Annotated in this window: 22 protein-coding genes and 1 tRNA gene; 4 read left to right on the top strand and 19 right to left on the bottom strand. The window is 30.8% G+C overall.

Going from position 1 to position 14,780, the window contains the following annotated elements; genetic code table 11:
* The 9 genes from ABIN73_09795 to ABIN73_09755 all read right to left on the bottom strand — a co-directional run.
* A partial coding sequence (locus ABIN73_09795) for a hypothetical protein (protein ID MEO0270017.1) occupies positions 1–266 on the bottom strand: 266 nt, incomplete at its 3' end.
* Between the two features lie 43 nt (positions 267–309).
* Entirely contained in the window at positions 310–1,680 is a 1,371-nt protein-coding gene (locus ABIN73_09790) for a hypothetical protein (GenBank protein ID MEO0270016.1), read from the bottom strand.
* 147 nt (positions 1,681–1,827) lie between these two features.
* Positions 1,828–3,993, bottom strand: a complete 2,166-nt coding sequence (locus ABIN73_09785; protein ID MEO0270015.1) for an AAA family ATPase — start codon at positions 3,991–3,993, stop codon at positions 1,828–1,830.
* A gap of 3 nt (positions 3,994–3,996) precedes the next feature.
* Positions 3,997–4,218 (bottom strand): hypothetical protein, encoded by a 222-nt coding sequence (locus ABIN73_09780; protein MEO0270014.1) that lies wholly within the window; start codon positions 4,216–4,218, stop codon positions 3,997–3,999.
* Between the two features lie 46 nt (positions 4,219–4,264).
* Positions 4,265–4,690, bottom strand: coding sequence for a nuclease domain-containing protein (locus ABIN73_09775; GenBank protein MEO0270013.1), 426 nt, complete (start codon positions 4,688–4,690; stop codon positions 4,265–4,267).
* A 32-nt stretch (positions 4,691–4,722) separates the two neighbouring features.
* Entirely contained in the window at positions 4,723–5,319 is a 597-nt protein-coding gene (locus ABIN73_09770; GenBank protein ID MEO0270012.1) for a hypothetical protein, read from the bottom strand.
* Positions 5,309–5,785 (bottom strand): S49 family peptidase, encoded by a 477-nt coding sequence (locus tag ABIN73_09765; protein MEO0270011.1) that lies wholly within the window; start codon positions 5,783–5,785, stop codon positions 5,309–5,311. The genes ABIN73_09770 and ABIN73_09765 overlap by 11 nt, the downstream gene beginning before the upstream one ends.
* A gap of 213 nt (positions 5,786–5,998) precedes the next feature.
* Positions 5,999–6,181: a T9SS type A sorting domain-containing protein gene (locus ABIN73_09760; GenBank protein MEO0270010.1), complete on the bottom strand. Its 183-nt coding sequence runs from the start codon at positions 6,179–6,181 to the stop codon at positions 5,999–6,001.
* 194 nt (positions 6,182–6,375) lie between these two features.
* Entirely contained in the window at positions 6,376–6,738 is a 363-nt protein-coding gene (locus tag ABIN73_09755; GenBank protein ID MEO0270009.1) for a hypothetical protein, read from the bottom strand.
* A gap of 739 nt (positions 6,739–7,477) precedes the next feature.
* Between ABIN73_09755 and ABIN73_09750 the strand changes: the two genes are divergently transcribed.
* Positions 7,478–7,633: a helix-turn-helix domain-containing protein gene (locus tag ABIN73_09750; protein ID MEO0270008.1), complete on the top strand. Its 156-nt coding sequence runs from the start codon at positions 7,478–7,480 to the stop codon at positions 7,631–7,633.
* On the opposite strand, the gene ABIN73_09745 is transcribed toward ABIN73_09750, so the two are convergent.
* The 5 genes from ABIN73_09745 to ABIN73_09725 form a co-directional block, all read right to left on the bottom strand.
* On the bottom strand, positions 7,594–8,619 hold the full coding sequence (locus tag ABIN73_09745) for a hypothetical protein (GenBank protein ID MEO0270007.1): 1,026 nt from the start codon (positions 8,617–8,619) through the stop codon (positions 7,594–7,596). The two genes, ABIN73_09750 and ABIN73_09745, sit on opposite strands and share 40 nt — an antisense overlap.
* Positions 8,616–8,831 (bottom strand): hypothetical protein, encoded by a 216-nt coding sequence (locus ABIN73_09740; GenBank protein ID MEO0270006.1) that lies wholly within the window; start codon positions 8,829–8,831, stop codon positions 8,616–8,618. Before ABIN73_09740 ends, ABIN73_09745 begins: the two co-directional genes overlap by 4 nt.
* Before the next feature lie 832 nt (positions 8,832–9,663).
* On the bottom strand, positions 9,664–10,560 hold the full coding sequence (locus ABIN73_09735) for a hypothetical protein (protein ID MEO0270005.1): 897 nt from the start codon (positions 10,558–10,560) through the stop codon (positions 9,664–9,666).
* Positions 10,547–10,711, bottom strand: a complete 165-nt coding sequence (locus ABIN73_09730) for a hypothetical protein (GenBank protein MEO0270004.1) — start codon at positions 10,709–10,711, stop codon at positions 10,547–10,549. The genes ABIN73_09735 and ABIN73_09730 overlap by 14 nt, the downstream gene beginning before the upstream one ends.
* A complete protein-coding gene (locus ABIN73_09725; protein ID MEO0270003.1) occupies positions 10,701–11,051 on the bottom strand; it encodes a hypothetical protein in 351 nt (116 codons plus the stop codon). The genes ABIN73_09730 and ABIN73_09725 overlap by 11 nt, the downstream gene beginning before the upstream one ends.
* A gap of 140 nt (positions 11,052–11,191) precedes the next feature.
* On the opposite strand from ABIN73_09725, the gene ABIN73_09720 reads away from it, so the two are divergent.
* On the top strand, positions 11,192–11,875 hold the full coding sequence (locus ABIN73_09720) for a hypothetical protein (GenBank protein ID MEO0270002.1): 684 nt from the start codon (positions 11,192–11,194) through the stop codon (positions 11,873–11,875).
* Positions 11,876–11,919: 44 nt separating this feature from the next.
* Positions 11,920–12,618 carry a DNA methyltransferase gene (locus ABIN73_09715; protein ID MEO0270001.1) on the top strand — a complete coding sequence of 233 codons (699 nt, stop codon included), beginning with the start codon at positions 11,920–11,922 and terminating at the stop codon, positions 12,616–12,618.
* Positions 12,619–12,720: 102 nt separating this feature from the next.
* Here ABIN73_09715 and ABIN73_09710 read toward each other — a convergent pair whose 3' ends face one another.
* The 5 genes from ABIN73_09710 to ABIN73_09690 form a co-directional block, all read right to left on the bottom strand.
* Positions 12,721–13,122 (bottom strand): hypothetical protein, encoded by a 402-nt coding sequence (locus tag ABIN73_09710; GenBank protein ID MEO0270000.1) that lies wholly within the window; start codon positions 13,120–13,122, stop codon positions 12,721–12,723.
* Positions 13,071–13,616, bottom strand: a complete 546-nt coding sequence (locus ABIN73_09705) for a hypothetical protein (protein MEO0269999.1) — start codon at positions 13,614–13,616, stop codon at positions 13,071–13,073. Before ABIN73_09705 ends, ABIN73_09710 begins: the two co-directional genes overlap by 52 nt.
* 3 nt (positions 13,617–13,619) lie before the next feature.
* Positions 13,620–13,769 carry a hypothetical protein gene (locus ABIN73_09700; protein ID MEO0269998.1) on the bottom strand — a complete coding sequence of 50 codons (150 nt, stop codon included), beginning with the start codon at positions 13,767–13,769 and terminating at the stop codon, positions 13,620–13,622.
* A 6-nt stretch (positions 13,770–13,775) separates the two neighbouring features.
* A complete protein-coding gene (locus ABIN73_09695) occupies positions 13,776–13,973 on the bottom strand; it encodes a helix-turn-helix domain-containing protein (protein MEO0269997.1) in 198 nt (65 codons plus the stop codon).
* Between the two features lie 332 nt (positions 13,974–14,305).
* Positions 14,306–14,378 (bottom strand) — tRNA-Asn (locus ABIN73_09690).
* Positions 14,379–14,531: 153 nt separating this feature from the next.
* Between ABIN73_09690 and ABIN73_09685 the strand changes: the two genes are divergently transcribed.
* The coding region (locus ABIN73_09685; protein MEO0269996.1) for an arginase family protein at positions 14,532–14,780 on the top strand (249 nt) is incomplete at its 3' end.

Here is a 14,780-nt window from a genome sequence, read left to right as displayed (position 1 = left end):
TTCCATATATTTAATAATGAATAATAAAGAGCCTTTAAAATAGAAAGCCATAAAGCTCCATAAGCCTCCTGAACATATTTTATTTCTTCATAATATTTTCCTTCATCATCCAAAGGAGATTTATTTAATGTTTCTTTTGCATTTTCATACAACTTTATTGCCTCTTCTTTTATTTTCTCAATTTCTTCTGGATTTATTTTTAAATTTTCCATGCCTATATTATAATCTTCTTCAACATTCTTTTGTAAATCCTTGTAGAATACCATAACATTTTAGACTGATAAGGATTATTAATAGCTGAAATTAATTTTACAACATTTCCATAATTCTTTTCCAGTCATCAAGTGTTGCGGGTTTATTAAGTATCCTTAATTTCTCAAGCGAATCTATAACTGAATTTATATCTTTACCTTTGAAAATTTCATAAACACGATAAGCAGATGATTGATCTCTGTTTAATTTTTCAAAGGCATCCCTAATTTTAACTCCAATTTCATCAACTACCCAGTATGTTATGAGCTGTGCCCACCCCTCTGTAACCTCTTCAGATGTTGCTATGAAAAATTCTGTTGGCCATAAAGAAACACCACGTTTTGGTAAAAGATGGGTAATCCAGTGACCTATTTCATGAAGGAGGACAACCATTCTCAAAAGATTTTCTTCAATACCATATTTTTTTGCAAACCAGTTTATTCCTCTCGCATATAAAATGATTTTTTGTTGAGCTGGGACATAGCAACCCAGTAGCTCTTCAATAGATATTGTTTCGGGTCTTCCCCTCTCTCTATTTCTTGGTATAACAGGCTCTTCCTCTATCTCTCTTCTTCTTCCTATTTCTTCCAATTCATCTTCAAGTTCAGGATATGCAACAAATAAAGGAGGAATTTCATAAGATAGATAAATTTCAGGTAAAGGTGCGGTTGAATAACCATTTCTTCTGAATTTATCAATTGCCCTTGCAATTAATTCTTTCTCATCCCTGTTTAAATAATAAGGAATTTGTAAAGAACGATTAAGTAAAAGTGGAAGTTCAAATGCTTTTTTTCTTTCTTCAATTTTTTCATCAACTATTTTTAAGAAATATTTATCACCTGCCTTTTCAATTATATCTCGCAAATTTAAAATTTCTTTTGATGGAATATACCCAACTACAGGAGGAACCAAACCAAGGAGACAAGGTAGATGATGTGTAATATGTGAATCACCTGAATGATATATTATCCTATGTAAAAAATATATGATCTCTCTCAGATAACGGATATACCATTCAAATGCCTCGCCCGGAAACCGAGCAAAAACTTCATTTATCACATATTTCTTGCCAAATTCGTTGAGTTTTTCCCATAAATCAATCATAGCAGGATGAATATATTCCAATTCCTCTATTAATTTTTCTCTTAACCACCATTTTGCTCCTTCCTGTAGATCCTTGTCAGAGGAAACAAGACAATAGTTTAATAAATCTACGCCTGCAGCATCTATAAAACATCTCCAGAGTTCATCATTATCAGATCCAGCTTTTACATTTTTAATTTTTTCCCAGTTTTTTTTATCATTAATAAGTTTTTTCCAATTTGGAATGTTTTCCGTAAGCTTTTTTCTCCAGTCAGATGAAGACCAACTTTTCTCTTTAGGTGGATTCTCTTTAATAAATTTTAATAAATTATTTAATCCCTCCATTTTTACCTCCTATTTTTATTTTCCTCACAACTTTTTTCTTTTTCATATTTTAATTTTAATGTATTTTTTAATCTTTTCAAACTATTTGATACTTTGTAAAAATTTTTCAAAAAATAGAGAAAATTTTACTTCTATAAAAAGTTTTAATCAAATAAATCCCTTTCTTTTAAGCTCTTCTTTTTTACTTTCTAAAAGTTCCTTTGTTTTTTCAAAATTATAATCATTATAATCTTCTATAACATTTTTAATTCCGTCAATAACCTCATTTAATTCATCGCTTCCCCTTAATTTTGGAATAAGTTTATTCTTTAAAAAATTATCCATATCTTTAGCATCTTTAACTATATTTTTACATTCTTCAATGTCCCTATACCCAAAACCATATCCTATTTTTTTAAGAATTTCGTCAATTTTTTCAAGAATTTCAATAAAATTATTTTTTTCTTTAATTCCTTTCCAATCAACCCTCATTTCTATCGTATATGCCCTGCTTAATAATCTTGGGCTTAAATTCTGTGTTGTTTCATCATTGTTTATTGTTCCTAAAATATGAATATTCCCATGATATTCTAAATTCCCATTATCTGTTTGAATTATACCACCTGTTTCCATTGCAGAAATTATATCTGAAAGGTAATGTTCAGGATGCGAAAGATTCATCTCATCAAGAATTATGAAAAATGGCTTATCCTTATTTTTACTGGCATTTTCTAAAAGGTCATATAGAGCACCTTTATGAAAATTACCATTAATATCTCTATAACCTATCACATCCTTTGGTGATGTCCATTCTGGTTTTGTTCTTAAAAGAACTGCATGGTTTTTAAATAAATCACTGTTTAGAATATCATTCAAAAGTTCTTTAATTTTTACTTTTCCAGAAGGAAATTCAATACCAAGATAACTTGCTACAATAAGTATAGCCATAGCAGTTTTTCCTGTTCCAGGTGGTCCTGAAAATATAACAAAATGCCTATCACTTTCAAAAAGATCTTTATAAATCTCCCTTAACTCATCCTCTTTGTAATAAAAATAATCTTTGATTTTTTCAAATTGTTCTAATATTTCATTAAAGTTCTTCTTTATAATTCCCTCCTTAATCTTTTCATATCCTTTTTCAGCTTGCTCCTTTTCAACTGCCCACTGGATATCCTTTCTTTTTAACACAATACCGTGTACGAATTTAAAAATAAATTCTTCAACCTCTTTTTTCAATTCTCGGTTAAAGTATCCGGGGAACAAATGACTTAAAAGTGTCTTGAGTGTAGAAAAATTATTTGACAATTTCGAGTCATAATTTATAATTTTTTCCATTAATATAAATAAATCTTCATCAAAATGAGGAATTTCATAATGAGGATAAAATTTTTCTATCGTCCTTTCTATAACATCTTTTATAATCTCTCCTTTAGCATTTACTTCCTCATCGCAGTTTAATATAAGTTCAAACATTTCAATTTTTTTCTCCCTGTTTAAGATTTCATCTCCACAATAAACTCTTTCTATAAATTTTTTTATAATTTCGCCTCTACCTTCTACTTCTTTGTCATAATCTAAAAGGAGTTTTAATATATCAATTTCATTGTCTTTATTTATAAATCGAATATGAAATGCATAAGTTTTTTCTATAGCTTCTTTTACAATTTCGCCTCTTTTATTTTTTTCTCTATCCAAATTGATTATATCCTTTAATGTTTCAAAATCACCAAAGACGAACATAAACATCTGGGGAAGTTTTTCTAAGAATTTTCCTTTTTTATTTAACTCTTTTTCATAATCTTCTAAAAGTTTATATAATTCCTCATTTATTTTACTATTATATTCTATCATTACTTTATCCAAACATAATTCCACTAATTCTCCTTCCTTTTTAAATTCTCTATCAATTTCTATAACTTTTTTAAATATTTTTAAAATTTTTTCAGGTGAATTGGGAACTCGGGAGAAATCACGCCAAAACCATTCACTTTTCTCTTTCTCTTTCTCTTTTAATTTTTCACAGGCTGAGTTTATTAACTTTTCATCCTTATTCCTTAAACCAATGCAAAATACCGCAAATGAAATTTCAGAGACCCACCAATAGCTTTCTCCAAAAACCTGAATTGTTTCATTAATTAAATCATTAAAATCATAAGTTCCGGAATGAAATCCTATATGATATCTAAAGGTAGATCGGTCTTGGAGATCTCCTTTAGAAGATAAAAGTAAATCTATATTTTTATATTTTTCAGTTACCATTTTTATATCACGTAAATATAAATCACAAAAACTTGCCCATATAACTTCCTCTACAATCTTATCAAACTCCTCCATATTTCACCTCCAATTTTTTATAATTTTAGACAATAAATCTTTTAATTTTTTCTTATCTTTATCAGTTCTTAAATTTATTGCTATTATGCCCTTTTTTAATGCATATTCAAAATCCCCTTTATAAATTAACTTTGAATCTTCTTCTTCACCTGAAAATAAAATTGTTGCAAGTTTTGTTGGTCTTATAAAATTATCTGTTATTATATTATCTCTATAAATATGCATCTGTTCAAAGGCTGACTTTCTTTTCTATATCTTCATTTAAAAGGGATTATTCAAAATTCATCTTTTTTGCTTCAAATATGAATAAATTTTCTGGATTTTTTATATTATAAAAAATAACATCGGGTCTCACAGGTTCTGAAACAACTACAAATGGTTTTGTTTTCTTTCCAATATATTTTTGATATTCAAGATAAAAACCTTTATTCCACCAGAATATAATTGAATTATTATCAAAAACATCCTTTAATTCTGCTTTCCCCTCATCAATCAATATTTTTTCCTCTTCAATCTTTATCATATCAACTTCACATTCACCAAGAATTTCATTAAGAATTTTTTTAATACTGAATAATACCCATAATTCATAAATTCTCCATGATGCTATTAAAGATAGGTCACTTCCTATATCATCAGGTAAAAGAGTTCTTGCATATTTTCTGAAACAATCCCATATTTTTCTATAAACTGGCAAATAATATAATCTTTGAGTATATTCTGGGAAACTTAAATTTGAAGGAATTTCACTAAGAAATGTAGAAAATCTAAGAGTTCTAAATTTTTTATATATTCATCTATATAAGATAGAATTTCTTCAAGTTTATTTAACATCTCTTTTTTATCATCATTGCTATCTAAATTTTCTTTCAATTTTTTAACTTTATCTTCAATTTCAATCCTTTTATCTTTTAAATCCCTTAGAATCTTTTCAAGAAATGCAGCAACAAAAATGTTTTCATTTGTTAAAATTGACAATTTCTTTTCAATTCCCTTTATTTTTAATGAAGGATTATTTTTTGCCAAAATTAAGGAAGTATAATTATATGGTTTTAAATATTTGAATTCTTCTGGTCTACCAATTGTTTCTTTTAGAGCTATTTCAAAATGATGACTTTTTGTAAGATAATTTATATATTTAAAAATTTTTTCAAAAAATCTTTCTTTTTTATAATTCCATAGCATAAGGGTTGAAAGTTTTGTTGTTCTTTCTCCTTTAAATGATAATTTTGATTTTTTGAAATCCTTATAAAAAATTTTATGCCATATTTTCTTTAATTCATCAACAACTTCATTAAACCAGATTTCTTCAACTTCACTTCCCATTAAATTCTAATAAAAATGGCAGCATGTAAAGGTAGTTTTCATTTGAAAGAAAAGGTGAATTTAAACTTGTTTTTTCAAGGGTTTTTAAAGAACTAAACCATTTTATTTCAGGGTATTGAATTACTTTTACATCTCCTTTAATCTTTGCGATTCTTTTTGCTTCTTCAATTGCATCAAGGATGCCACCTGTTTCATCAATCAATTTTATATTTTTTGCATCTTCACCTGAATATATCCTTCCCTGTCCAAGGGAATCAACTTTTTCAAAGGGGATATTTCTTGAAATACTTACCCTTTTAACAAACTCTTTGTATCCCCATTCAATCTCTTTTTTGAAAATTTCTCTTTCTTTTTCATCAAATTTCATTGTAAAGGTGAAAGCATCTGCATGTTCCCTTGTTTTTACCCTGTCAAACTTTATTCCAAATTTTTCAAAAAATTCTTTAATTGTACAATTTATATACATATTAGAATAATAATTTTTCCTTATATAATTTTTCAAAAAGTATTCAAGGGGTGAAAAAGTGTTAAGGACTTGATGTTGTTTTGCATAAAAAAATTTTGCCTTTTAATTTATAATCTCAATGTTTCAGATGCCACTCCTTTTACCTTATAAAATACCATTTACCTCATATGGCACCAAAAATAAATAGTTCCTTATTTGTCCTTTCTACTAAATTTACCTATTGACTATAACTTTTAAAATTTTTTCCTCCTTATTGTATTTTAAAAAATAAATACCTGGGCAAATTCCATCAACGGATAATGAAATTTTTGAATTTAATTTATTCACCATATAAGTTCTAACTTTCTCACCAAGAACATTATAAAGTTCAAATTGACTTATTTTATCTTTAATCAAAGGACTTAATTCAAGCTTTATTTCGTTTTTAACAATATTACTTAATAACCTAAATCTTTCTTTTGAAAAATCTTTCTCATTTATTCCTACTCCATAAAATTCATAAATCTGTAAACCAGCATCAAAATCAGCAACATAGGCATAATTTCCTGAAACATAAACACCGGAAGAATAGGCTGGTGTGAAATAATAACCTAGTTTGATTGGATTTGATGCATCTGTAACATCCCATATCTCAAGTCCACCTGTCCTGCTGCAATATACAATCTCTTATTTATCGGTTCATAAAAAAGTCTTTGAACAAATCCCCTTGTATGAATTTTTTCTGAAACTTTTTGAGGATTAGAAGGATTTGAAACATTTAAGATATATACACCACCACCTGAACCTAAAAATACAAGATTTCTTGAAGGATCAAAAGAAACTGCATAAGAAGGACCAAATGGCCAGTTACCTATGAATCTGACATTCAGTGAATCAAAGCCTCCTTTTACCTCTTTTTTATCAACAGGGAACCCATTTATTATTTGGATTATAGAGAGTATAAATACCCACATATTTAACCTCTTTTTAATTTTAACAATTAAATTTTACTCCAAATTTATTTAAAAAGTCAAAACGACTTGTATATAATCCTTCAAAAGTATTCAAGAGGTGCCCTTGATTTAGGAATAAGAGCAGAAAACTCATAATTTTTATCTTTTAGCTTCTTTTTCCATAAGAAAACAGTACTCTTTGCAATATTGAATGCTTCACGCGTTAACTTTTCTCCATATTTTTCATAAACTATTTAACCTTAATCTTTTTAGCCACTATTTCACCATATTTTTTCTCTATTTCCTCCAAATTATAACATGGCATTTTAAATTCTTTCTGTCTTATAAAATAATTTTAAAGTATTTCTCTATCTTTATTCAATAATTCTATTATCTTTTTAAAATTTTTCAGAAGGATTTTATTACTCCTTCCGAAAATCCACATTTTATATTGTTTAAAATGGCTCCGCTTTCAAAATAACAGCGAACCGTCTCTATAATTTTACCAAATTCCGTTCATCAGTCAAAAAAAGGAATTTAAAGAAATGACATCACAGTCGCAGGCTCGGACACAACTTGCGTCCTCGCACTGCTTCCTTTATACTATGCCAATTCCATCGGCAGAGTTTCTCTATTCCCACCCACTACCCTATAAGGAATTTTATTTTTATTAAAATCCACCTTGACAATCATTGTATTTTTTTTGTATATTATAATCAGATTTTGTTAAAAATTATATTTTAAGAAACGGATTGCCATTATGAATGAAAAAGAGATAATGAGGGTTAAACAGGTTGCTGAATATTTACAGACGGATGAACACACCATCTATAAACTTGCCCGTTCTGGTCAAATCCCTTCCTTAAAAATCGCTGGTTATAAAATGTTAACAACTTCTTTACAGGATAAAAATTGAATAATGTCAGCAACATAATCTCTTATATTATAATCCTCTCCAGACGACTTAATTATTATTTCCGCAAGAGTGGGTCTTATATCTAATAAATTCTTATCGTATTGTTTTATCTTCTCAATTATCCTCTCTGTAACCTCCTCCAATGTTTTATTATTCCTATTTGATTGAAATTTTTTGACTTCCGATAACATTTCATTATTTTTCAAGATTGAGATTACATAATTGTTTAATTTTTTATTTTTCTTAAAATTTTGATCCAATACTGCTCTTTCACTCATTGCAATTATTTGTCCCAGCCATAAATCATCATACAACATTTCTTCCAACTGTTTTTTGAAATGCTCAATATCATATTTTTGCTTCCCAACAAAAAGGCTTTTAATAACTTCATTTCCATAAACAGCAATTATATTTACTTTTATGCCATCAACTGCAAACTCAATACGAAATGCTTTCTCAGGCAATTTCTCTTCATCAATTTTATGTTGAATATTTTTATCTTTTAGAGTTTTGATTATGTCATTTTTGCCTCTTATCAGACCATTATAACAAATACCCCATTCTTCATCTTTTTGTGTTGTTGCCGGTTCTCCTTGAATATCAAACAGGATTCCCCCTATGAGAAAGACATTTTTTATACCCGAATTTTTAATACAATTTCTAAAAAATTGATTTCCAATAATTAACTTTGTGAATTTGTTAAACTTTTCCATCAATTCAATCCTTCCTGCAGTACACCCCGAATAAACCTTCATCTTCAATTCACAAAAAACAAGATTATTTCCGCTTTTATTTACTATGTCAAATTTTTGTTTCGTTAGTTCAGACTCTTCCAATTTAATGTTTTGCCCTAACCATTGGGGTAGTTTCATTAAAGCAAATTCAAACTCCATTTTTTCTGATGTTCCTAATTCCTCTAAAAGTTTAGCAACAAGATTTCCTCTTCCTGCCTGACTATGTTTATAATATGATGTTGCACAATTCATGACCTCTTTTCCCTCTTTATTACATCTATTCCCACAGCCCTATAATTTATCTGAAACAGAGTGTGACAATCTAGACATTCGCATTGAAGACTAATCCATTCCTCATCATAAATTTCATTATAAGAGATGTAGCTAATTCCTTTGCAATCAGGATTAGGACATCTAATCTTATCCTCCAAAAGATGATAGTCTATAAGATTTATTGTATCCATTTCAATACCTCCATGGTTTTTGGATTATAAGAAGTTTTCATAAAAGACTCACTTCTTTAAGAAAATTTTCCCAAGAATCTCTTTCCCATTTTAGTTTATTAATTGGAACCAGATACCTTTTTTCGCGAACTTTACCTAAGGTAGTATTGTGCCCTCTTTAACAGGTTTATAATCCTTCGTTTTAAAATAACCACAAATAACACCCTTTAAATCCGTTTGTATTTCTCCAAGTCTGGTAAAACCACAGACTTCAATAAAAAATTGTAAAATTGGTTGTTGAGGGACAGAACATTTGACAGCAATACCGTAATCATATCCAATATTCGCATCGCACCAAATACCTGCTAAAGTTGGAGAGGATTTTATACTTACGTTCTTTTTGGCATTAATGATGTCATTCCTATATTCTTCAATTTTATGATAACTGTGCTTGGTATCAACTTATTATTAAGCCAACATAAGACTTTATTCTTATCAAGGAATAGCTTGTTTTTTTGACGATTAATCACATTGAAGTCATTACTTCTGCAAGCAGATAATAGCAACTCACTAATTTCTTTATCGTCAAAATTTATTTTATAACTGTCCTGAATTAATCCTCTGAGATGTGAGATATAACCCTTGAATTTTTCTCTAAACTTACTTGGACTATTTAGGTCTTCCTTTAATATTTGGTTCATATTATCACCTTCTTAACACTACCAAGTGTTCTGTCTTTATTCTACTATCCTTTTCACCTGATGCAGGATTAATATCCGATTCAAACATTACTCGTGAAACGATTTTGTCAATAAATGTAACTTCGTGTTTCCAACCAAATCTTTTTAAATGTTCAATTACTATTTCGTCTATTGGAATTGAGGTTGTTCTTATCTTGGCAGGTCCAACAAAAATACACATAAATACACATATAATCTCTTACATTTTCTCCTAAACGAGAAAAGGCATCTAAAATAGCATAGAAATATCTATCACATAAAACTCTAAGGTGTCTTTCTTTTATCTTTTCTCTAAATTCATAATACTTTTCAGAATAAATTTTTATTGTGTTTACAGACCTGTATGGTATTTCTTTTTTGCTCAGTTCTTTTATAAAAGACTCTTTATAGCCCAACCAGAATAATTCAAGCTTTGTTGACCTTATGTACTCTTGCGCTTGCAAATAAGGTGGTGATGTTATGAGGATATTGACATCGTTTTCCAATTTTGTCTCCAGAGAATCTATTCCTGATATAATTTTATATTCAACTTTTTTAGGATTAAGGGTATTATATTCCCAAATCTTTTTTAATAGTTTGCATATCTCTTTTTGCAACATATCATAAAATTGAGATTTCCAGTTCTTTTTCAGAAGTTCTTCTATCTTCTTTCTGGAATACTTTGATTTATATAACTTATGAACCTTCTCGTCGCAATAGGAAAAATATCTAGTGACATTAATTAACGGTATTAAAAGTATATATTTATATCCCCAAGCCTTTGAGAGGACAGGAAGAAATTCTTCTGGAAACCAATAATTTAAATTAGACCATTCTGGGATAAATTCCTCTTTAGAGTTTTTGATATCTTTCATTAACTCTAAAATATTTATTTCAGGTTTCTTCATAATCGCAGTATCATGTATTACATTTATCATTGGATTTAAATCCCACAATTCATAATCATATCCATACACTCGGGATACAATTCCAACAGTGCCATATCCAGCAAATGGATCAAATATTTTCATGCCTGGTTTGGTCGTTTACATAAGAAGGACTAAACCAAATTGGGGGTTGTCTTTTCCCCTGAGGGCTTTGCCCCAAATCAAAACTGTAAAATTTCCACTCGTCAACCTCAACGAGATTTGGGGTTATCTCCTTTAAAATTTCAATTTTCATTTTTCCTCCCGTTTTCTTCTTGAAGTTTTTTTTGGATTTTGTTGGCGGCATATTCAAAAAGCTTCCCTAAACCAGCAAGCACAACCACAATAATTATCAGCGATAGAGCAATTGAAAGTAAAAAAGTTATAACCGTGATCACGAGGCTGTAAAACATAAGCGCTGTTATGGGCTCTAGGGACTTATCAATAATTTTTGTCTCCGAAACTCTCCTAAGACCTTTCACCCACAAATCTAAAACCTTGCCGACACCATCTGCCCCGCGATTAAATAAATTCGCAGCAGAGTGCACCGGCTTACTAAGCAAACGATACAAAACTATTAAATTTAACCCGAACATATTCTACACCTCCTTTAATTTTATTTTCACTAGTACACAGCATTTTTAAGGGGTCTGTCGGAACCCGAAAACAAAGAACTTGTATTTTGAAATTATATACCAAAAACCTTATCTTTTTTACAAAAAAACTTTAGCAAAAAATGAAAAAAACATATCTGGGATTACTCAAGGAAACCCTCAAAGGGATAAACCGACATTGCGATATAAAGTTAAAAAGGAGAAGATTTTCCGTCATATCCAACCTTGACAGGTTCATATGGGTAGGGGGTTTAGGCGTAAGTGATTTGGTGCTCTTAGGAAAGTATGACCTGCCTTTTTTAGCTATAAAAAAAGATGGGTTTTGGTTTGTTGATTTAACCTACTGTTATAAAAAGCTTTTAAATAACGAGCAATTTTACCTAACCCCTACCTTAACAGATGAAACCATGAGTTCGGTGCTGTTTTATAATTACAACATTTATTCAATTTCAACTGACCGCTGGGTTTTGCTAAATGGGAAGGTATCTGAAATCGATGAATTTAAAGGGATAAATTTCCTCATATGGCTTATCCATTTGCATGTCAAAACAAACGGTTATTACAACCTTGACTTCATCATCGTCCCCTGGGGGTTATCCTTTAAAGACGGCTTCCTTACCCATATTTTGTATGATGAGGGGGATGCTTTAACATTGGAATTTGTTTTCAAGATTTTGCCGAAGTTAAAAAAGGCGGTGATTTCAAAAGGGGAGGATTTCCAAATTACTGAAAGCAGGTTAGCAAGCGGGATGGTTAGAACGAAAACACAACTTAATAACTTAATTGATTACTTTTTAAAAAACTGACTGGAAATCGATTTCCACTTTTAAAACAAACGATATTGCTGTTTATGAAGGAAACCTTGTTTCAGACGACCACCTTGTGGGATTATCCTCGTCAAAGTTATGGTAAAACTCCCAAGGAGGATAACAAGTTTCAGGGTGTGACGCCTGCTTTTCCTGGGGATTTAGTTCTTGACCCTATGGCTGGGAGCGGGACGACGCTAGATGTATGCAAAGAAGAAGGAAGACGTGCAATAGGATATGACATCAACCCCAGACACCCAGAGGTTATAAAAAACGACTCAAGACATATCCCCCTCCCAGATAATTCCGTAGATATGGTATTCATTGACCCTCCCTACGGGGATAATGTAAAATATTCAGATGACCCAGCAGATATAGGCAAGATATCAGCCGAAGACGAAAGGTTCTACGAGGAACTTGAAAAAGTCGCAAGGGAAATCTACCGGGTTCTAAAACCCCAAAAAGTATGCGGCTGGTTGATGGGCGACCAGTGGGTCAAGGGAAAATTTACAGCAGTGGGATTTAAAATATATCAGATGCTCACCGAAAAAGTTAAATTCGAACCCGTTGACATAATTTGCGTTGTAAGAAGAAACCAAAGCTCAAATACAGCACTTTGGCATTATAGGGCAAGAAAATACAACTTTTACTTGCGAGGTTTCAAATACTTGATAATCGTAAGAAAACCAGATAACACAGCAAAACCTAAAAGAGAGAAAATCAAGTGGAATAAATATAAGTAGTTAAAAATTTTCTAATTTCTATTTTGTTTCGTGGTTTGGCACAAATAATCATGTTTTCTCCCCTTATTGCCCTATTGCGTGCACCTAACAAAGGATTGAATATCAATCTTCTTCGCAGAATCTTTTAGTTGTCATAGTTGTAGGAATTTTTTTCCCATTGACTGTGCTATCTCCAATTATGATTGCTAATTTGCCACCGGGTTTTAATGCCCAGAATATGTTTTTTATAGCAACCCTTGGAGGTAATCCGCCATAGCTTCCCTTTACAGGTTCGTTATTTCTCATTCCCAAATATTTTGATTCAATCTTTTTCATATCTACACCAAGATAATCATAAGCAATTCTATCTTTTCCAACATAGTCAATTGAAAAATAATAAGGTGGACTTGTAATACAGGCATCAAATTTTTCTTCCATTCCCTCCATATTTTTTAGTTCAAGTGCGTCTCCCTCTATAATGCGGGCAGGTTCAAATTTAAGCCCGTATTTTTCTTTAATTTCCATCGTCTTTTTATAGCAATTTTTATATAATTTAACTTTTCAATAAAGAGACCTACCTTGCCCTTTTTATTATATCTTGAAGTCCTTACAAAAGCGTCAACGGTATCAAAATATACTACTAACATTAATTTGTATATCCGTGGGTCTGGGTGTTGCCATTTTCTATTTTCTATTGCCTCTAAAATATCTTGTAGTTCGCTGGTTGTAAATTCTAGTTTTCGTTCTTCAATAAAAAGCAAATCATTTTTCAGCATGGGCAGTAGTTCCAGACCCATATATGGATAAAGATTATGAAAAGCATAGGCATTAGCATCGCCAAATTTATTTACAAAGTCAGCATAAAGGGTTGTTTTCCCTTTAACTTTTTCAAGGTGGGCAACTCTTAGTCTTATAAATTCTTCATCACCTTTGAATTTAACTACTCTATTTACGGGGTCAATTGTATATTCATCAGTTAATCCTTGTAATTCCAAATCCAAAAATTCTAAGTCAGCCAATGTCTACACCCAAAAGCCAAATATGGTATCTCCTTTAGGAAGAATATAATTTGCAAATTCCTTAGCATAAGCATCCATTATTTCTTCATAAGAGGGAAATTCGTAAGTTTCAAATATTGTTGCTTGTTTTTGGGGTAGGGTGTTCTTAGCCATATCTTATTATCTCCTCCCTTGTGTTACCCTTTTTAATACTTCCTCACTTATCCACTTATCTATTATATCTCTTTTGAACCGCCACTGACCAGTAATCTTGAGGGAAAGGATTTGACTAGAGTGGGCAAGTTTATGGGTGGCGTGTTCATTCATCTGTAAATATTTAGCGATCTGTTTAACCCTCATTATCTCTTTTTCATTCATAATGGCAATCCGTTTCTTAAAATATAATTTTTAACAAAATCTGATTATAATATACAAAACAATACAATGGTTGTCAAGGTGAATTTGTATTTAGGTATAATGATCGCAAACAGTTAAGGAGGGGAATGGTCAAAAAGAAAAGAATTAAAAAATCTCTCAAAAGCACCTAAAAATCCTAAGAAATATCCTTGATTATGTTAGTTGCTCAAAGTTCTTCTTACCTAACACCATCAATGACCAACCCTTTTTGCCTAAAAGTGTTCGCGATGTTGTTGACAATTACTTCTCTTTTCTCTTTCCGAAGATCCCCCAGTTCGTATTGTTAAAAATAGCTCCGCGGGCAGGACTCGAACCTGCAACCCGCTGGTTAACAGCCAGCTGCTCTGCCAATTGAGCTACCGCGGAAGGTCGTTATAAATATAATATCAAAAAAAGAAAAAATCAAGAGTCCCAACCCCTCACTCCACAAAATCAGCAAAATCCCCCATTCCTTCCATTATTTGGTAAATTTGACTTTAAAAAAGCAAGATTTTATATTTTTCAAAAAGCAAAAATTCTATGAAAACGCTTGGGAAAGATAAAAATTTTCTTTCTATCCCTGAAGATTTTTCAAATCTTGAAAACTCAAAAATCGTGATCCTACCAGCACCATATGAACATACGACAAGCTACATAAAAGGCACAATTCTCGGACCCGAAAAACTACTTGAAGCCTCCCATCAAGTTGAACTTTACGATGAAGAATTTCAAATTGAACTCTTTCGGGAGGTTGGAATTGCAACACTTGAACCAATTGATTTTACAGAA

The sequence above is a fragment of the candidate division WOR-3 bacterium genome (assembly GCA_039804025.1).
In the GTDB taxonomy this organism is placed as follows: domain Bacteria; phylum Hydrothermota; class Hydrothermia; order Hydrothermales; family JAJRUZ01; genus JBCNVI01.
Note: the sequence above shows the minus strand (reverse complement) of the source record. Positions and strands in the feature narration are given on the sequence as shown.

Coding starts and splice junctions, on each gene's coding strand:
- ABIN73_09790 (MEO0270016.1), bottom strand. CDS start 1,680: ATGGAGGGATTAAATAATTTATTAAAATTTATTAAAGAGAATCCACCT.
- ABIN73_09785 (MEO0270015.1), bottom strand. CDS start 3,993: ATGGAGGAGTTTGATAAGATTGTAGAGGAAGTTATATGGGCAAGTTTT.
- ABIN73_09780 (MEO0270014.1), bottom strand. CDS start 4,218: ATGCATATTTATAGAGATAATATAATAACAGATAATTTTATAAGACCA.
- ABIN73_09770 (MEO0270012.1), bottom strand. CDS start 5,319: ATGGGAAGTGAAGTTGAAGAAATCTGGTTTAATGAAGTTGTTGATGAA.
- ABIN73_09765 (MEO0270011.1), bottom strand. CDS start 5,785: ATGTATATAAATTGTACAATTAAAGAATTTTTTGAAAAATTTGGAATA.
- ABIN73_09755 (MEO0270009.1), bottom strand. CDS start 6,738: ATGTGGGTATTTATACTCTCTATAATCCAAATAATAAATGGGTTCCCT.
- ABIN73_09750 (MEO0270008.1), top strand. CDS start 7,478: ATGAATGAAAAAGAGATAATGAGGGTTAAACAGGTTGCTGAATATTTA.
- ABIN73_09745 (MEO0270007.1), bottom strand. CDS start 8,619: ATGAATTGTGCAACATCATATTATAAACATAGTCAGGCAGGAAGAGGA.
- ABIN73_09740 (MEO0270006.1), bottom strand. CDS start 8,831: ATGGATACAATAAATCTTATAGACTATCATCTTTTGGAGGATAAGATT.
- ABIN73_09735 (MEO0270005.1), bottom strand. CDS start 10,560: ATGAAAATATTTGATCCATTTGCTGGATATGGCACTGTTGGAATTGTA.
- ABIN73_09730 (MEO0270004.1), bottom strand. CDS start 10,711: ATGAAAATTGAAATTTTAAAGGAGATAACCCCAAATCTCGTTGAGGTT.
- ABIN73_09725 (MEO0270003.1), bottom strand. CDS start 11,051: ATGTTCGGGTTAAATTTAATAGTTTTGTATCGTTTGCTTAGTAAGCCG.
- ABIN73_09720 (MEO0270002.1), top strand. CDS start 11,192: ATGAAAAAAACATATCTGGGATTACTCAAGGAAACCCTCAAAGGGATA.
- ABIN73_09715 (MEO0270001.1), top strand. CDS start 11,920: ATGAAGGAAACCTTGTTTCAGACGACCACCTTGTGGGATTATCCTCGT.
- ABIN73_09710 (MEO0270000.1), bottom strand. CDS start 13,122: ATGGAAATTAAAGAAAAATACGGGCTTAAATTTGAACCTGCCCGCATT.
- ABIN73_09700 (MEO0269998.1), bottom strand. CDS start 13,769: ATGGCTAAGAACACCCTACCCCAAAAACAAGCAACAATATTTGAAACT.
- ABIN73_09695 (MEO0269997.1), bottom strand. CDS start 13,973: ATGAATGAAAAAGAGATAATGAGGGTTAAACAGATCGCTAAATATTTA.